The 17369-nt window shown below is 64.8% G+C and carries 16 protein-coding genes; 6 read left to right on the top strand and 10 right to left on the bottom strand.

Features of this window, described 5'->3' with window-relative positions:
• Both pcaC and pcaD read right to left on the bottom strand, forming a co-directional pair.
• Positions 1 to 408, bottom strand: coding sequence for a 4-carboxymuconolactone decarboxylase (gene pcaC, locus NGR_RS10190; RefSeq protein ID WP_015888188.1), 408 nt, complete (start codon positions 406 to 408; stop codon positions 1 to 3).
• Entirely contained in the window at positions 405 to 1223 is an 819-nt protein-coding gene (gene pcaD / locus NGR_RS10195; protein ID WP_015888189.1) for a 3-oxoadipate enol-lactonase, read from the bottom strand. The genes pcaC and pcaD overlap by 4 nt, the downstream gene beginning before the upstream one ends.
• Positions 1224 to 1314: 91 nt before the next feature.
• On the opposite strand from pcaD, the gene pcaQ reads away from it, so the two are divergent.
• Complete coding sequence (gene pcaQ, locus NGR_RS10200; RefSeq protein ID WP_015888190.1) at positions 1315 to 2241, top strand: pca operon transcription factor PcaQ; 927 nt, start codon at positions 1315 to 1317, stop codon at positions 2239 to 2241.
• Between the two features lie 53 nt (positions 2242 to 2294).
• On the opposite strand, the gene NGR_RS10205 is transcribed toward pcaQ, so the two are convergent.
• A complete protein-coding gene (locus NGR_RS10205; RefSeq protein WP_164923992.1) occupies positions 2295 to 2786 on the bottom strand; it encodes a hypothetical protein in 492 nt (163 codons plus the stop codon).
• A gap of 4 nt (positions 2787 to 2790) precedes the next feature.
• Here NGR_RS10205 and NGR_RS10210 point away from each other — a divergent pair, with 4 nt between their 5' ends.
• Positions 2791 to 3153: a hypothetical protein gene (locus NGR_RS10210; protein WP_164923993.1), complete on the top strand. Its 363-nt coding sequence runs from the start codon at positions 2791 to 2793 to the stop codon at positions 3151 to 3153.
• 75 nt (positions 3154 to 3228) lie between these two features.
• On the opposite strand, the gene NGR_RS10215 is transcribed toward NGR_RS10210, so the two are convergent.
• The 3 genes from NGR_RS10215 to NGR_RS10225 form a co-directional block, all read right to left on the bottom strand.
• Positions 3229 to 3567 (bottom strand): hypothetical protein, encoded by a 339-nt coding sequence (locus NGR_RS10215; RefSeq protein WP_015888192.1) that lies wholly within the window; start codon positions 3565 to 3567, stop codon positions 3229 to 3231.
• Between the two features lie 147 nt (positions 3568 to 3714).
• Positions 3715 to 5460, bottom strand: coding sequence for a gamma-glutamyltransferase (gene ggt / locus NGR_RS10220; RefSeq protein ID WP_015888193.1), 1746 nt, complete (start codon positions 5458 to 5460; stop codon positions 3715 to 3717).
• 63 nt (positions 5461 to 5523) lie between these two features.
• On the bottom strand, positions 5524 to 6186 hold the full coding sequence (locus tag NGR_RS10225; RefSeq protein WP_015888194.1) for a sulfite oxidase-like oxidoreductase: 663 nt from the start codon (positions 6184 to 6186) through the stop codon (positions 5524 to 5526).
• A 435-nt stretch (positions 6187 to 6621) separates the two neighbouring features.
• Here NGR_RS10225 and NGR_RS10230 point away from each other — a divergent pair, with 435 nt between their 5' ends.
• From NGR_RS10230 to NGR_RS10240, 3 genes are all read left to right on the top strand, one after another.
• Complete coding sequence (locus NGR_RS10230) at positions 6622 to 7707, top strand: glycosyltransferase (protein WP_015888195.1); 1086 nt, start codon at positions 6622 to 6624, stop codon at positions 7705 to 7707.
• A 6-nt stretch (positions 7708 to 7713) separates the two neighbouring features.
• Complete coding sequence (locus NGR_RS10235; protein ID WP_015888196.1) at positions 7714 to 8886, top strand: glycosyltransferase; 1173 nt, start codon at positions 7714 to 7716, stop codon at positions 8884 to 8886.
• A gap of 70 nt (positions 8887 to 8956) precedes the next feature.
• Positions 8957 to 10420 (top strand): lipopolysaccharide biosynthesis protein, encoded by a 1464-nt coding sequence (locus tag NGR_RS10240; protein ID WP_015888197.1) that lies wholly within the window; start codon positions 8957 to 8959, stop codon positions 10418 to 10420.
• Here NGR_RS10240 and NGR_RS10245 read toward each other — a convergent pair.
• The 4 genes from NGR_RS10245 to NGR_RS10260 all read right to left on the bottom strand — a co-directional run bounded on the left by NGR_RS10245 (position 10355) and on the right by NGR_RS10260 (position 15499).
• Positions 10355 to 11698 carry a polysaccharide pyruvyl transferase family protein gene (locus tag NGR_RS10245; protein ID WP_015888198.1) on the bottom strand — a complete coding sequence of 448 codons (1344 nt, stop codon included), beginning with the start codon at positions 11696 to 11698 and terminating at the stop codon, positions 10355 to 10357. The two genes, NGR_RS10240 and NGR_RS10245, sit on opposite strands and share 66 nt — an antisense overlap.
• Positions 11699 to 11939: 241 nt before the next feature.
• On the bottom strand, positions 11940 to 13544 hold the full coding sequence (locus tag NGR_RS10250) for an MFS transporter (protein ID WP_015888199.1): 1605 nt from the start codon (positions 13542 to 13544) through the stop codon (positions 11940 to 11942).
• Entirely contained in the window at positions 13541 to 14629 is a 1089-nt protein-coding gene (locus NGR_RS10255; RefSeq protein ID WP_015888200.1) for an HlyD family secretion protein, read from the bottom strand. The genes NGR_RS10250 and NGR_RS10255 overlap by 4 nt, the downstream gene beginning before the upstream one ends.
• Before the next feature lie 117 nt (positions 14630 to 14746).
• On the bottom strand, positions 14747 to 15499 hold the full coding sequence (locus tag NGR_RS10260; RefSeq protein WP_015888201.1) for an SDR family oxidoreductase: 753 nt from the start codon (positions 15497 to 15499) through the stop codon (positions 14747 to 14749).
• A 252-nt stretch (positions 15500 to 15751) separates the two neighbouring features.
• On the opposite strand from NGR_RS10260, the gene NGR_RS10265 reads away from it, so the two are divergent.
• The gene (locus tag NGR_RS10265) at positions 15752 to 17332 is read left to right on the top strand and encodes a winged helix-turn-helix domain-containing tetratricopeptide repeat protein (RefSeq protein ID WP_015888202.1); all 1581 of its coding nucleotides are present in this window, start codon (positions 15752 to 15754) and stop codon (positions 17330 to 17332) included.
• Positions 17333 to 17369 lie beyond the last annotated feature (37 nt).

The raw sequence follows: 17369 nt of genomic DNA on the forward strand, positions 1-17369 counted from the left end.
TCACTCCCCCTGCCCTGCTGCATCAATTTCGCAAAACACCTGCTTGGCGATCTTGATGGCGTGGTTGGCGGCCGGCACGCCGGCATAGATCGCCACATGCAGCAGCGCCTCGCGGATGTCCTCGCGCGTCGCCCCGGTGTTGGCCGTGGCGCGGACATGCATCGCCACCTCCTCGTCCTGGCCAAGCGCAGCGAGCAGCGCGATGGTGACGATCGATCGCTCCCGCTTCGTCAGGGCCGGGCGCGACCAGACATGGCCCCAGGCCGCCTCGGTGATCAGTTCCTGGAACGGCTGGTCGAATTCCGTGGTGTTGGATTCGGCGCGGTCGACATGCTTGTCGCCGAGGACGGCGCGGCGCGTCGCCATGCCCCGGCAATAACGGTCGGAGGGCGCGGAACTGTCGGTCATGGGGTATTGCTCATCGGTTTGTCTCCGGGCAGGGACTTGAAGAAACTCAGGAGCGCCGTCACCAGCGCCTCCGGCTGCTCGACGCAGGGGATATGTCCGGCGTCGCGGATCACTTCGAAGCGCGCGCCGGGAATGAGGCCGGCCGTCGAGCGCACCAGATCGGGCGGCGTCGAACCGTCCTGGTCGCCGACGACGCAGAGGACCGGCACGGCGATCCTTCTGGCGGCTTCGGTGTAGTCGGCATCACGGATTGCCGCGCAGGTACCGAGATAACCCGGCACCGGCTGGCGGATCAGCATGTTCCGGTAACAGGCGAAGGCAACGTTTTCGGGCCGGCGGAAGGCCGGCGTGAACCAGCGCTCGAGCACACCGTCGGCGACCGCCTCGATGCCGTGGGCCTCGATCGCAGCGATGCGGGCGCCCCACATCTCGGCCGTGCCGATCTTGTGCGCCGTATCGGCAAGCACGAGCGCCCGCACCAGATCGGGGCGGCGCTGATACAGCGATTGGGCGATGAGGCCGCCGACCGAAAGCCCACAGATGATGGCACGTTTAACGGCGAGCCGGTCGAGAAGCCCGGCAAGATCGGTCGCGTGATCCTCGATCGCGTAGGGTACCTGGCCGATATCCGAGAGGCCATGACCGCGTTTGTCGTAGAGGACGATGGCGAACTGATCGGAGAGGCGGGCGGCGACCTCGCCCCAGATGCGGAAATCTGTGCCGAGCGAATTGATGAAGACAAGCACCGGTTTTTCGGCAACGGCTCCGATCAACCGATAGTGGATGGCGATGTCGTTGATACGGGTGAATTGCACGGTAGCTCTCCTCCCACCAAATTGGCCATTTCAACTGGTTAGGTAAAATGATATTTTGCGCCGATCCATTAACTCCTGAGTTATATTTCCGATGATCGACGCGCGCATCAAGTTTCGTCATCTGCAGACATTTGTCGAGGTCGCGCGTCAGAAGAGCGTCGTGAAGGCCGCCGACCTGCTGAATGTCACGCAGCCGGCGGTCACCAAGACGATCCGCGAGCTGGAGGAGGTTTTGGGCGTCTCGGTCTTCGAGCGCGACGGGCGCGGCATCAAGATCACCCGCTACGGCGAAGTCTTCCTGCGCCACGCCGGCGCGGCGCTGACTGCGCTTCGCCAGGGCCTCGATTCCGTTTCGCAGGAACGCTCCGGCGACGGGCCGCCGATCCGTATCGGGGCACTGCCGACGGTCTCGACGCGCATCATGCCGCGCGCCATGGCGCTTTTCCTCGAGGAGAAGACCGGCGCCCGGATCAAGATCGTCACCGGCGAGAATGCGGTGCTCTTGGAACAGCTTCGCGTCGGCGATCTCGACCTCGTCGTCGGCAGGCTCGCCGCGCCCGACCGCATGACCGGCTTCTCCTTCGAGCACCTCTATTCCGAGCAAGTGGTCTTCGCCGTGCGCGCCGGCCACCCGCTGCTGTCCGGCAAGCAGTCGGTGTTCGCGCATCTGGGCGACTATCCGGTGCTGATGCCGACGCGAGCCTCGATCATCCGCCCCTTCGTCGAGCGCTACCTGATCGCCAACGGCATTGCCGGCCTGCCGAACCAGATCGAGACCGTCTCCGATTCCTTCGGCCGCGCCTTCGTCCGTTCGAGCGACGCCATCTGGATCATCTCGAACGGCGTCGTCGCCACCGACATCGAGGACGGACTGCTGGCCGCCCTGCCGATCGATACCAGCGAGACGAAGGGACCGGTCGGCCTCACCATGCGCACCGACGCGATCCCGTCGCTGCCGCTGTCGATCCTGATGCAGACCATCCGCGAGGCGGCGGGGGCTGCGATGGCGAAATCCTAGCGGACCCGCGAGCTATCGCGAATCCCTTCCGCCGCTGCTGCACCTGATCGATCTCATCCCTTCACGATAATGAAATCGGCATCATTCAGAGCGCGTCTGACGGGCTCAATATCAGCAAGCGGAACGTTCCATTGCCAGGTGACCGGCGTCAGCTGATTCAGCCTGCCAATCCGCTGCCTCTGGATAAAGTCCTTCAGCGTGGTTCCATTGATGGGTTGGGCGAGATGCCCCTCCGAAAGGAGATTGAGCTCAAAAATGTCACGCATCCTGACGTCGAGACGACGCTCCGAAGCGTTGGCCAGGAATGTTCTCGAAAACGCGCGAGATCGCCGGCCGATCTCCGGCGGCGCTCCATAGAAGGTTCGGTCTTCGGTCGCGTAGCGTGACGCGATCAACCCCTGATCGAACGTGTTGGGACCCCAGTAGTACGGCATCGAGTAGCCAATGCCGTAAATTGGTTGAAGGGTGGTCGCAATAAGATCGAGCAGTTTCGCTAGGACAGCACCTGGATCGTCCACCGCGAACTCGTCGATATGGATGCTCATGTGTTTGAATTTCGGGCTCGCAAGCAATATCGATAGCGAAATCGGAAAGAACATCCTGCTTGCGCTTCCACAGGTAGCTCAGCAGATGCCACTCTTTTTTGCCGATCACATTTCGTGCCACGAAATATTTGTAGGTGTAGTCCTTACCTCGATGGTTTTCATCAACCACTGTGGCGATATCCGGCGGTCGCCCGACCAGCGCGGCGATCCGTTCGAAAAGGTCCCGCATGCCCGGCATGTCCAAATCCGCCGTCCACTCGTAGAGCACAAGGGAATGGACCACATTGGTTTCGCTGTACTGGTCGAACTGACCCATCGAAGGCTCCGAATAGACGTATCAAGGAATCTCGGTCATGCACGCCACTGAAGCAGGTACGGCTCTCGATCACGGGAAGGAATCGACCGCTCTCCTGCCTTGATGTCTCGACGGCGGTTTGCACGATCACTTTCGGCCCCGAGCGATGTCCAGCATCGTCGGCGTCGCCCGCTGGTAGCGGTACCACGCGACCACATCCTCATACTTCAAACGACCCGAGACTATCGCCTTCATGAAGCGCCCGCAGAAAACACGCTTCGCGTCCTTCAGCGGCACCTTGGTCAGGTGTGCCAGGTCGCGCAGATCCTCTTCGGGATTTTTCCGGCTCATGCACTTATCAAGAACCCCTTGCCTGAAGTCGGCATCCTCTATCGCCCATTGTCGCCTCTTGTGGAATTCTTCCTCGGTCGGAACGCAGGCTGAAACGACAATCGACAAGACGCAGACAAAGAGGACACGCAGCACTGTCGCAATCTCCGGTTGATTGCGGGTCCCTAAAGTTCAGCGTCCGATTCTGCAATGGATTTGTCGCCGGGGCGCGAACTGCCGCAATGCGGCGCTCGGCTTCGCCTGCATCGGCGCGACGCCGATGAAACAGCCGTTTCCCCCCGTCTAATACCCCCTCGCCGCCCCGGCGCCGATGCGGCTGTCGACGGCGCCGTTATAACGGGCGCCGCCGCCGGCTCCGATCTCGCTCACGCTCTCGCCGCCGACGAGAATACCGGTCGACTGGCCCCAGATCGTCCAGCTTTCGTCGATCTGAACATCATGGCCCATGGCCGAGAGCAGCTTGCGCGTATCCGGCGAAAGCGCGTAGGGTTCCATGAACACCTTGTCCGGCAGCCATTGATGGTGGATGCGCGGCGCGTCGACCGCCTCCTGGATGTTCATGCCGTGGTCGATGACGTTGAGGATCGCCTCCAGCGTGATGGTGATGATGCGCGCCCCGCCGGGGCTGCCGATCACCATGAAGGGCTTGCCGTCCCTGGAGATGATCGTCGGGCTCATCGAGGAGAGCGGCGTCTTGCCGGGCGCGATCGCGTTCGCCTCGCCCTGCACGAGGCCGTAGAGATTGGCCGCGCCGGGCTTGGCGGTGAAGTCGTCCATCTCGTTGTTGAGCAGGATGCCGGTTCCGGGCGCCACCACGCCGGCGCCGAAGGAGCCGTTCAGCGTGTAGGTGACGGCGACCGCATTGCCCTCGTCGTCGATGATGGAATAGTGGGTCGTCTCCCTGCTCTCGCCGAAACCCGCCGGCATCAGCGCCTCAGACACGCCGGCCTTGAACGGGTCGATCTTGTCGCGGATCTCCTCGGCATAGGCCTTGTCGGTGAACTTGGCGACGGGGTTCTCGACGAAGTCCGGGTCGCCGAGCGCCGTGTTGCGGTCGACATAGGCTTGGCGCATCGCCTCGATCATCGCATGCACCGTCTCGGCCGAGCCGTAGCCGAGATAGGAGATCGGATATCCTTCGAGAATGTTGAGGATCTCGCAGATGATCACGCCGCCCGAAGACGGCGGCGGCGAGGAGACGATGTCGTAGCCGCGGTAGTTGCATTTCACCGGCTCGAGCTCCCGCACGGCATATTGCTCAAAATCTTTCTTGGAGAGGATGCCGCCCTTCTCCGCACTCGCCTTGACGATCTGATCGGCGATGGAGCCCTTGTAGAAGGCGTCCGGCCCCTTCTCGGCGATACTGGCAAGCGAGGCGGCAAGATCGGCCTGGACCAATTTCTCGCCGACCGCGAAGGACTTGCCGTCCGGCTTCAAGAAGATCGCCGCGGCGGCCGGGTCCTTGGCCAGCCGCTCCGTCTTGCCGTCGAAGGAATCGGCGTCGCCCTGTTCGAACACGAAGCCTTCGCGCGCCAGGGTGATCGCCGGCTCGATCAGTTCCTTCAGCGGCCGCGTGCCGTAGCGGCTGCGGGCGAATTCGAAGCCGGCCACCGGGCCCGGTACGCCGACCGCGAGATAGCCGTTTGTGCTCAAGCCCTTGACGAGCTCGCCCTTGTCGTCCTGATACATCGTCTTGGTGGCGGCGAGCGGGGCGCGCTCGCGGAAATCCAGAAAGGTCGTCCTGCCGTCCTTGAAGCGGATCGTCATGAAGCCGCCGCCGCCGATATTGCCGGCGGTCGGATAGACGACCGCCAGCGCATAGCCGACGGCGACCGCCGCATCGACGGCATTGCCGCCCTTCTTCAGCACCTCGACACCGATGTCGGAGGCGAGATGCTGGGCGGTGACCACCATGCCATGCTCGGCCTTGACCGGCTCGGGCGAGGCCGCCCACGCCAGTTGCGGCGCAGCCGTGGTGCATGCAAGCATAAGAGTGAAGGACAGGCTTCTCAGGGCGGAACTGCGCATGCTCTTCCTCCAATATATTTCAACCGGGACTGCGACATCGAAAACGGAAAGTGAAGCGGCGACTCAATCGCCGGAATAGCGTTCCTCGCGCCAGGGATCGCCGCGCATGTGATAGCCGTTCTTCTCCCAGAAGCCGGCCGTGTCGCGGCTGCGAAAATCGATGCGCGTCAGCCATTTGGCGCTCTTCCAGAGATAGAGGTGCGGGACGATGAGGCGCATCGGCCCGCCATGCGGGCGCGTGATCGGCGCGCCTTCCCAGGCGGTTGCGAGGATCGCGTCCTCGGCGGCGAAATCGGCAAGCGGCAGGTTGGTCGTATAGCCGTCGACGCTCGACAGCATGACGTACTCGGCTTCCGGCTTCACCTTGACGAGGTCGAGGAGATCGCGCGTCGCAACACCTTGCCAGCGATTGTCATAGCGCGACCAGGTCGTCACGCAGTGGATATCGGAGAGACTTTCCGTTTGCGGCAGCGCCTGGAAAGCCTTCCAGTCGAGCGAGAGCGGACGTTCGACGGCACCGGTCACGTCGAGCCGCCAGGTCTCCATGGCGATATGCGGTTGCTGGCCGAGATCGAGAACCGGCCAGTCCTTTACGAGATGCTGGCCGGGCGGCAGGCGCTCGCTCTCGGGCCGCCCCCGGCGCCCGGTCAGGAACTTGCCGTCCGCCGCCCAGCGCCGTTTGGTTGAGGTGAGTTTCGTCTCCGGTACCGGTTCGTCATTGTCCATGATGCACCCGCCGTCGCTTCCTCAAGTTGTGGCGATTTGAGGCCTGAAAGGCCGCCGCGTCAAGCGAACGCTTGGGGCGGAAGGACGACTACTGCCATTGAGCTAGCTCAAACGGATGAGTTCGATTGACTATCAGGGCCTCCCGTGACAGTCTTTGCTGCAGCGCAGCAATGCGCGACACTTTCGCACGATCGCCCTGTTCGGTGGAGGTTTCACTCTGTTGCGGCTGGATGAACACGGTTTCCGCGCCCTCTTCCGGTCCGCCCCGGCCCCCGGGGTGCCGCCGAAGTGCGGTTCGATATCGCAGGTTGCGCCGGCCCGCTGCCGGCCGACCCAACAATTGCCGTCATTCTGGCGTTGATGCGTTCGGCGTCACCCGTTCCGGTGATGCGTCAGCGGTCACGGCGAAAACGTCTCTATGAAGGAGAACAGCGTATGAAGGTTCTGTTTGCCGGCGGAAACGGTTACTATCCCGAGTTCAGCGGCGGCGTTCAGTCGAGCACCCACCACCTTGTCCAGCAATTGCGCGATCGTGGCCACGAGGCTGGCGTTCTGGCCGCCCTGTTCGGCGACGGGATGTTCGGCTTCAAGCAGCGCGTCAAGCTTAAGTTGTCCTCGGAGCGCGGCGTCATCGACAGCTTCCCGGGCTATCCGGTCGTTCGCGCCTGGCATCCCTGGGAGGCGGCGGCCTTCGCGGTCAAGAAGCTGCAGCCCGACGTCGCCGTTGTGCAGTGCCACAAATCCGTGCCGATCGGCAAGGCGCTGCAGGTTCATAGCGTGCCGCTGGTCATCTATCTCAGAAACGTCGAGTTCCACGAACTCGCCGGCGATTTGCGTGAGCTGACCTCGGCCTATTACATCGCCAATTCGGAATTCACCGCACGGGCCTACAAGCAGCAATTCGGCATCGATTCGGTCGTCATCCCGCCGACCATCAATCCCGAAACCTATACGACCCGGACGACGGGCGAGTATGTGACCTTCATCAATCCCTACAAGGAAAAGGGCTTCGAGCTGGCGGTGCAGATCGCCGGGCAATGCCCGGACATTCCCTTCCTCTTCGTCGAAAGCTGGAAGCTTGCCGACGACCATCGGGCGGAAATCGAGAAGATCATCGCGCCGCTCGGCAATGTGCGGCTGGAAAACCGCACCAGCGACATGAAGACCGTCTACGGCCGGACGAAGATCCTGCTTGCGCCGAGCAAATGGGAAGAGGCCTGGGGACGGGTGGCGTCGGAAGCCCATTGCAGCGGCATTCCGGTCGTCGGCTCGCGGCGCGGCGGCTTGCCGGAGGCGATCGGCGAAGGCGGTGTCGTTCTCGACTATGACGCCCCGCTCGACGACTGGACCGGCGCGGTCCGGCGTCTTTGGAGCGACACGGCCGAATATGACCGGCTGTCGCAAGCCGCCTCGATTTTTGCCAAGCGTCCGCTCATGCAGCCCGCCCGGCAGTTTGCGGCCTTCCTCGACGTGCTGGAACGCGCCGCGGCAAGCCGCCCTGCCCAGCTCAAGGCGTCTTGAGGCGGCATGCGGGTCGGATTCGTCGTCGGTCAGTTTCCGATGCTGTCGGAAACCTTCGTCATCGGCCAGATGGCCGGTCTGCTCAGGCGCGGCTTCAAGGTCGACGTCGTCTGCAACGGCATCTCGGATTACAATTTTGCGGATCGCCAGCAGGAGCCGCTTGCGACCCTGCTCGCCCGAACCCGCGACTGGTGGGGCGCCGCGGCGCGGTTTCGTCCAACCATCGGCCGGCTGCCGCCAAAGGTCTACGACAAGGCCTCCACCGCGCTCGACATGTCGTCGGTCGCAAGGCTGAACGAATGCGACGTGATCGTCGCCCATTTCGGCCATAATGGCGCCCGCGCCGCGCGGCTGAAGAAATGGAAGCGGCTCGTCCCGCCGATCGTGACGATCTTCCACGGCTACGACGTCGGCGTACCGCTCAAGGAGCGGGGACTCAGCCGCTATGGCGACCTGTTCGAGCACGGCGCGTTGAACCTGACGGTGAACGACTATTTCCGCCAGGTGCTCGTCGGGGCCGGAGCGCCGGAGGCAAAGGTCGCCGTCCATCACATGGGGATCGACCTGAAGAAGATCCCCTATGAATGGAAGTCCTGGCGTGGTGCGACGCTGCAGCTGATTTCCGTTTGCAGGCTGGCCGAGAAGAAAGGCGTTGAATACGCCCTTCGCGCCCTCGGCAGGCTCCGCGTCGACGCGCCGGAAGTCGACTGGCGCTACACGATCATCGGCGACGGACCGCTGCGGCCGCAGCTCGAGGCGCTTGCCTCCGAGCTCGGAATCGCGAGCCAGGTTTCCTTCCTCGGCAGCCTCCCCCACGAGGAGGTCAAGCAATGGCTCAAGCGCTCGCACGCCTTCGTGCTGCCGAGCGTCACCGCCGCAAATGGCGATGTCGAAGGGATACCGGTGGCGCTGATGGAGGCGATGGCCGCCGGGCTGACGGTGGTCAGTTCCACCCATTCGGGAATTCCCGAACTGATCGAGGATCAGCGGACGGGCTTTCTCGCGACCGAAAAGGACGTCGAGACGCTGGCGAGCCGGCTGCGCTTCATCGCCGAACGCCCGGACGAATGCGAGCGCATCGCAGGTGAAGCCCGCCGGAAGGTCGAGGCCGAGTTTGATCAGCAGGCGCTCGACGACGATTTCGCTCGGATTCTCGGCCGGTTCGCCCGAGCCGGATGAGGAAAAAGTGCGCGCGGTTTCCGCCCGCATCCCGCTCTAATCTTTGAATATCGATAACGAGGCAAGTCGCTTGAACAAGGAAAACCTTCAGTTCGGCCGCGTCGCTCTTCGCGGCGGGCTGGTGACCGGCGGCGCGCAGGTCGTGCGCATGGTCATCCAGTTCGTCTCGGTCGTGGTGCTCGCCCGGCTTCTGGCTCCGGAGGACTTCGGTCTCGTCGCCTCGGTCAGCCCGATCGTCGCCTTTGTCGGGCTGTTCCAGAATCTCGGCCTGCAGCAGGCGGTCATCCAGCGCAAGGAGATCGGCGAGAGGGAACTCAACCAGGTCTTCTGGATCAGCACCCTGGTCGGCCTCGTCTGCACCCTCGTCGTCGTCGCCCTTTCCCCCGCCATTGCCGCATTCTACGGCGATCAGCGGATGACGGCGATTGCGATTGCCGCAGCTCTGCCGCTTCTGCTCGGGAGCCTCGCAGCGCTGCCGCTTGCCCTGATGAACCGGCATCTCAAGTTCGGCCAACTGGCGCTCAACGATGTCTATGCGGCCGTTGTCGGGCTCCTGGTCACCGCAACGGCCGCCTATTTCGGCATGGGCTACTGGTCGCTGGTGATCGGCCCGGCGGCCTCGGCCGCCGTGGCTCTTCTCGCGGCCTGGTGGACGACGCGATGGATGCCCGGCCGGCCGGCGTTCCGGATCGATCGCGATATCATCTCCTTCGGCGCCAATCTCACCGGCTTCAACCTCGTCAATTTCTTCTCTCGCAATCTCGACAACATCCTGATCGGCAAATTCTCCGGACCGGTCGAACTCGGCTATTACGACCGGGCCTACAAGCTCCTGCTCTTCCCGCTGCAGAACATCACCCAGCCGCTGTCGCGCGTGATGATCCCGCTGATGAGCCGCATCCAGGAGGACAAGCCGCGGTTTCGCGATATCTACATGCGGACCAACTGGCTGCTGGCCGCCGTCACCATGCCGGGCATTGCGGCGCTCACCTGCGCCGCGGAGCCGACCGTCAGCCTGCTCTTCGGTGAGCAATGGCTGCCGGTCGCGCCGATCTTCGCCTGGCTCGGGGTCGCCAGCCTCATGCAGCCGGTGTCGAGCACTACCGGCTGGATCTTCATCTGCCAGGGCGAGACGAAGACGATGTTCCGCTGGGGGATCTATTCGTCGCTGACGACGGTGCTTTCCTTCGTCGCCGGCCTGCAATGGGGTGCGATCGGCGTCGCCGCCGCCTATGCGATCAGCGGCTACGTCCTGCGCGTTCCGGTTCTCGCCTGGCTCCTGCAGCGGGTGGGGCCGGTCTCGGCCAGGGATTTCCTCTACGTCCAGGGCCTCTTTGTTGTCTCGGCAGTTGCCGCCTGGTTCGGCTACCGGCTGCTGCCGGCAGCCGTAACCGGCTCGTCGGACGTCGTGGCACTTGCCTGCGCCGTCTGCCTCAACTACGGGCTGGCGCTCCTCTTCGCGCTGGCCTCACGCCAGCCGCGCCAGGTCCTGCTCGGCATCCTTTCGAAGGGGCTGAGCGCCGTTCGCCGATGAGTTCGCCATAAGCGGACGGATGAGATCCGCCGCCGACATCGCCGAGGCATGCTCCTCGAGCACGGCCTTGAGGCTGACGGCGCGATAGCGGTCGAGATCGCCGGAGAAGCGATCGAGCTTGGCGAGCGCCTCCTCGGGCGTCACCGTATCGATGTCGAGCAGCACATCGTCGACGCCGATGCGCTTGGCGACTTCCTTGGTCTTGAACTCGTAGGCGATCGGCAGCACCGGCGTGCCGACGCATAGCGACATGATCATCATGTGCATGCGCGTCGCCACGACGAAATCGAGCTCCTTGGCGATCGCCATCAGCTGTTCCGGCGAATGGAACGACGCATCGACGGTGACGTGCTTGGCGATTTCGGGCGCCAGGCCCGAGACGATCAGGTTGGCCGTCTTCGAATCGTCATGGGCATATTCCGGTACGCCCTGGCAGGTCGAAATGAAGGTGACCTGTTTGCCATGGTCGCGCACCAGCTTCGTGGCGATCTCGCGCACCGAATTGATGTAGCGATCCATGCCGCCGCCGCCGCCCTGGACATAGTGCCAGTGCCGCACCGATATGCCGACCCGGCCCGTCGGTGCCGGCCGGCCGATCGTCAACAGCGCCTTGATCCGCTCCACATCGGCGAGCGCGAAGACGGAATCGGCGACCACGTGGCACTTCGACGGTTCGTCGACGAGGTCGAGCATATGGTCGCGCGAACGAACGTCGCGCAACAGGATCAGCGGACTGCGGGCGAAGATCGGCGGCAGGTTGCGGCGGTTGTAGGGTTTCGCGAAGGGTCCGAGCGACTGGGTGAAGAAGATCGTCTTCTTGCCAAGCATCTCGGCAAGCTTGAACTGGTTGATACGCCGTTCGAGCGAATAGTTTTCGACGAGATAGGTGCCGCCGGTTGTGATCACCATGTCGGCGTCCTTGTAGAGCGCCAGGCTCTTGCGGTCCGCGTCGCTGAAGAAACGCCTGTCGAGATAGTTGCCGCTGCCGAGGTGGCGCAGGGCCTGGAACACCGCCTGGTTATAGACCTGTTTCAAGGCATTCTTGACGGTATTGTCATCGTATTTGTACTTGAAGATCGATTCCGACGGCAGTTTCCTGAGTTCGATGTCCGGATACTGTTCCTTCGGATAGAGCCGCGCCGCGACTTCCGGCTGACTGTCGAACACGAGGAATTCCAGCTTTTCTTTCGCCACCGATTTCAGGATATGCCTGATCGCGAACAGGATCGCCGCATCGCCCGTGTTCAAGCAAACGGTATTCTCGACTACAACTTTCATGGTCCGTCGTCCCCGTGTGTAAAGCCTTGCAGACATGGGAGGAATGTCGCCGGCTTGCCGCTTGGAAGAAGTGTCGTCCGCATCCCACGGACAACCCGCAATAGTCTTCTGTCGCGAAGTTTTGGTGAATTCATGGCCGTGCGGCGCTGCGGCGTCTATTCGCCGCGGCATCCGGGCGGCACCGAGGTGACACACTTGCGCCCGGATGCCGGCTTTCGGATTCGGCGTGGCCTCAAGCAGCCTACGATGCCTTCGCCAGGCGCCGCGCAACGCGGGCTTTGGCGTAGCGGGCGAGGCCGATCTTGATGGCGACGAGCAGTGGCGCGGCGATGACGAACAGCAGGGCGACGGCGTTGAAGGCCGTGTCGAAGGCGATCACGGTGGACTGGCCGGTGACGGCCCGGCCGATGAGGCCTGCCGCCGCCCGGGCCGCCGCCGCTGCGTCCATCCCCTTGGCCGTCAGCATCGCCGTCGTCGCCGCCAGCCGTTCGATGACCGCCGGCTGCCCGGCGCTGAGATTGGCGCCGAGCACGGCGCCATTGGCGACGACACCATGGTCGATCAGCGTCTGCAGGGCGGCGACGCCGATCAGGCCGCCGAGCTGGCGGCCGGTGTTGAACAGGCCGATGCCGGCGGCGCGGTTACCCCGGCCGAGCTGGCCGAAGGCGATCAGGGTGATCGACAGAAACAGGAAGCCGAGACCGAAGCCGCGCAGCAGGATGGCGGCCATCATGTCGTCGGCGCCGCTGTCGCTGGTCGAACCGGAAAGCATCCACATCGCCGCCATGATCATTAGGATGCCGAACGGCACCGTGGCGAAGGGCGCAACACGGCGCACCTGCACGAGGAAGGCGGCGATCAACAGCGCGCCGACGAACAGCGCGCCGCTTGGCAACAGGAGCTGGCCGGCGTCGGTCGGCGTGAAGGCGAGGACGGAGACGGCAAAGGCCGGGATCAGGAAGGCGCTGCCGAACAGGGCGGCGCCGGCGACGAAACTGACGATGAAGGCGAAGCAGAAATCCTCCGAGCCGAACAGCGTGGCGTCGATGAGGCCCCGGCCCCTGGCCAGTACCTGCTGGCCGAGAAACGTCAGCAGCGCGGCCAGCCCGATCACCGTCAGCCACAGGATGCGCGGCTCCTCGAACCAGTCCCAGCGGCTGCCCTGGCTGAGGACGTAGGTGGCGCAGAACAGCGTGACGGAGATCAGCGCGAAGCCGATCCAGTCGAACGGGCGAGGCGCCATCCTCGCCGGCATCGGGCCGTCGGCGATCAGCAGCAGTCCGGCCGCGACGAGCGCCAGCGGCACGACACTGAAGAAGATCCATGTCCAGGATTGGCTGTCGAGGAGCCAGCCCTGCAGGGCCGGCGCGATCGTCGCCGGGGCGACCACCGAGCCCATCGCAAACAGCGCCTGGAGGATCGGTTGACGGGATCGCGGATAGGCGAGAAAGAGGATCGCCTGGCCGCCGACCAAAAGAACGCCGCCTGAGAAGCCCTGGATGATGCGCAACGCGACCAGCAGCTCCAGCCGGGCCGTCATGGCGGCAAGGCCGCAGGCGAGGCCCATGGCGAGGGTGGCGCCGATGATCAGCCGGCGCGGCTCGATACGGTCGACCAGCGAGGCGGCGGCGATGAAGCCGATCAGCTTCAGCGTCGTGTAGCCGATGTCGAGCCAGGCGAACTCGTCCGGCGTCGCATAGGTGTCGCCGATGATATCGCCGCGCCCGAGCGACAGGACGGTGCTGGCGATCGCCTCGGTCAGCGTCGCCAGCACGATGCCGGCGACGAGCAGGGTTGCCGCGAGTGGCGTGGCGCGGTTCGGCGCGACGGGGCGGACCGTGCTCATGAGCCGCCTCCCTGGACGATCTCGACCCGCGCCGACAGGCCGGGCACGAGACGGCCGGCCAGCGGATTGCCGGCCAGGCGGATCTTCACCGGAACGCGCTGGACGACGCGGACGAAGTTGCCGGTCGCATTGTCCGGCGGCAGCAGGCTGAAGGCCGAGCCGCTGCCCGGCGCGAAGCTGTCGACGACGCCGTCCAGCGCCCCGGCCGGATAGCCGTCGATGGTGATCCGGGCGCGCTGGCCGGGACGGATATGTTCGACCTGGGTTTCCTTGAAGTTCGCCACCACCCAGACATCGTCGACCGGGACGATGTCGAGCAGGGCGGCGCCCGGCGCGACGAACCGGCCGATCCTCACCTGGCGGTTGCCGATGACGCCGCCGACCGGGGCGCGGACCACGGTGCTGTCGAGATCGATCTCGGCGAGATCGCGGGCCGCCTCGGCCTGCGCCACGGCGGCGACGGCCGCCTCGCGCTGGGCGGCGAGCACGGCGATGCGCTGCCGCTGCGCCTCGACCGTTGCGGCGGCCGCCGCGACGCTCGCCTCGGCGCGCGACCGCGCCGCGTCGCTTTCGTCGACATGGGCCTGGCTGATGGTGTTGCTGCGGATCAGTTCGCGGCGGCGCTCGTAGGCCTTGGTCGCCAGGTCGAGCTCGGCCGCCGCCGCCCGGCCCTGGGCTTCGGCCTGGCGGATTAGGGCATGCTGAAGCTCGGTCTCGGCATCGACGTTGATCAGGCGCGCTTCGGCCGCCTCGACATTGGCAACCGCCTGCGCCAGCCGGGCGCGGTAGTCGCGATCGTCGATGCGGAACAGCACGTCGCCGGCCCGGACGGCCTGGTTGTCCTTGACCGCGACCGCCGTGACGTAGCCGGCGACCTTCGGGGCAAGCGCGGTGACGTCGCCGCGCACATAGGCGTTGTCGGTCGAGGCCGCGCTGCCCGAACGGGCCCAGGCCCATCCACCGGCCACGACAACCACGGCGCCGAGGCACAGCGCAAGGCCGACTATCTTCTTCGGTTTGGGTCCAGCCATGGTCCCGGAACTTCCGCCGGTGACGATGGCGACTTTGCTCTCGAGCGAATCCATTTTCTCATGTCCTGTTGATGTCGATGACCGCGCAGCTGCTTCCGGCGGACGCAATCCTCTGCCGCCCGGCTGCCTGTCCGATATTTGCGAAGGTGCTGCCCGACGCCGGGCCGACGCTCAGTGCGCCGCCTGCTGGCCGAGCCAGTCCTCGAAGCGGATCGCGCCGATACGGGGGTTCTTGCCCGGAGTGAGCGACTGATCATCGAGCACGGCGCCGAAGTAGCGGGCGTGGACATCAGGCACGATCTTGCGCGGGTCCCGGGTCGCCTTGAGGAAGCGCCTGACGAGGTCGTCGAGCGGGATCGCTTCCGGACCGGCGACTTCGATCGTGCCGTTGACCGGCGGCGCCACCGCGACGTCGGCGAGCGCCGCCGCCACGTCGTCGGACGCGATCGGCTGGATCAGCGCCGGCGACAGGCGGATTTCCTCGCCGACCGTGGCTGACTGGGCAATGCCGCCGACGAACTCGAAGAACTGCGTGGCACGCAGGATGGTGTAGGGAATGCGCGACGCCTTTATGAGGTTTTCCTGAGCGACCTTCGCCCGGAAATAGCCGTTATCGGGAAGGCGCTCGCTGCCGACGATCGACAAGGCAACATGGTGACGCACCCCGGCGGCAGCTTCCGCAGCCAGCAGGTTGCGGCCCGACGTCTCGAAAAACTCGAGGACGGCCTGGTCTTCCCACACCGGCGCGTTTGCCACGTCGACGACGATCTGGGCCCCATCCAACGCTTCGGCCAGACCTTCTCGGGTAATGGTGTTGACACCGGTGTTCGGGGAGGCGGCAAGCACTTCATGGCCACGCTCCCTGAGGTTCTTGACGAGTTTCGATCCAATGAGGCCGGTGCCTCCGATGACGACGATCTTCATGACTCTCTCCATTTCTGCCGACCGCATCCATTGCGTCGATCCGGGGTGAAGAGTGCCTGCAAGCGTGCCGGAAGTCCTTGCGGCGGCATTGAAATGAGCTTGAGGGAAGCTTGGTTATTCGTCCAAGGCGGTTGTCGATGGCCTTGCGGCAGACGGGCGAGCGGGCTACGGCAGGCCGTGCTATCTATGCACAGAAACATTTCGCCGTTGCTTCGGCCACTAAGTCGAGGCGCCCGGTCGGGGGATGCCGCCGTGCAATTTTTGTTTGGAGACTACGTGCTCGATCCCGAGCGCCGGGAGCTGACGTTACGCTCGCAGGTCGTGACTGTCGGGCCGCAGGTCTTCGACCTGCTGCTCTATCTAGTCACCAACCGCGACCGCGTCGTCAGCAAGGACGATCTGCTGCAGGCAGTGTGGAGCGGCCGGATCGTCTCGGAATCGACGATCACCAGCCACATCAACGCGGTTCGCAAGGCCATCGGCGACAGCGGCGAAGAGCAGCGCCTGGTCCGGACGGTCGCCCGCAAGGGCTTCCGCTTCGTCGGCGAAATCGGCGAACCGCCACTGCCCGACGGGACGGCCGTCGCCGAACCCGCCTTGAGCGAAGCAAGTGAGCCGCTCCCCGGTCTCGTACTGCCGGACAAGCCCTCGATCACCGTTCTGCCCTTCCACAATCTTAGCGGCGATCCGGAGCAGGACTATTTCGCCGACGGCGTGGTGGAGGATATCATTGCCGCTCTGGCGCGCATGCGATGGCTGTTCGTCATCGCGCGCAATTCGAGCTTCACCTACAAGGGGCGGGCGGTGGATGTGAAGGAAGTCGGCCAGGAGCTCGGCGTGCGCTACGTGCTGGAAGGCAGTGTCCGCAGGGCGGCAAACCGGGTGCGCCTCACCGGGCAGCTCATCGACACGGCAACCGGGACGCATCTCTGGGCGGAGCGCTTCGAAGGCACGCTCGATGACATCTTCGAACTGCAGGATCGGATGGCAGAAAGCGTCGTCGGCGCGATCGCGCCGCAACTCGAACGGGCGGAAATCGAGCGCGCCAAGCGAAAGCCGACGGAAAGCCTGGACGCCTACGACTATTACCTGCGCGGCACGGCGAAACTGCACAGTGGAAGCCGCGAAGCGATCGAGGCGGCGCTGCCGCTGTTCTACAAGGCGATCGAGCTCGACGGGGAGTTCGCCTCGGCCTATGGCATGGCGGCCTGGTGCCATTTCTGGCGCAAGCTGAATGGCTGGACGACCGACCTACCGCGGGAGATCGCCGAGGGTGCGCGGCTGGCGCGGCTGGCGGTGGAGCTCGGCCGGGACGACGCGGTGGCGCTGACGCGAGGCGGGCATGCGCTCGCCCATCTCACCGGCGACCTCGACGGCGGCATTGCGCTGCTCGACCGGGCCGTGCTGCTCAACCCGAACCTCGCCCCCGCCTGGTTCCTCGGCGGCGCGCTCCGCGCGCTCCGCGGCGAGACGGACGCCGCTATCGAGCACTTGGCGCATGCGGTTCGCCTCAGCCCGCTGGACCCGGAAATGTTCCGGATGCAGGTCGGGATGGCGCTGGCACATTTCTTCGCCGGGCGCTTCGATTCCGCCTCGACCTGGGCGGAAAAGGCACTGGGGAACCTGCCCAGTCTGCTGCCGGCCGCCGCCGTGACCGCGGCGAGCCACGCGCTTGCCGGACGCAAGGACAAGGCGAAGCTGGCAATGCAGCGCCTGCGCACACTCGATCCGACGCTCCGCGTCTCCAGTCTCAAGGACTGGCTGCCGATCCATCGGCAGGAAGATCTGGCGCGGCTCGCGGATGGGCTGCGGCTCGCCGGGTTGCCGGAGTGACGCCGGCAGCCGAACAGGCAGACAATCCACAGGCAAC

Origin of the sequence: Sinorhizobium fredii NGR234 (genome assembly GCF_000018545.1) — a bacterium.
In the GTDB taxonomy this organism is placed as follows: Bacteria; Pseudomonadota; Alphaproteobacteria; order Rhizobiales; family Rhizobiaceae; genus Sinorhizobium; species Sinorhizobium fredii_A.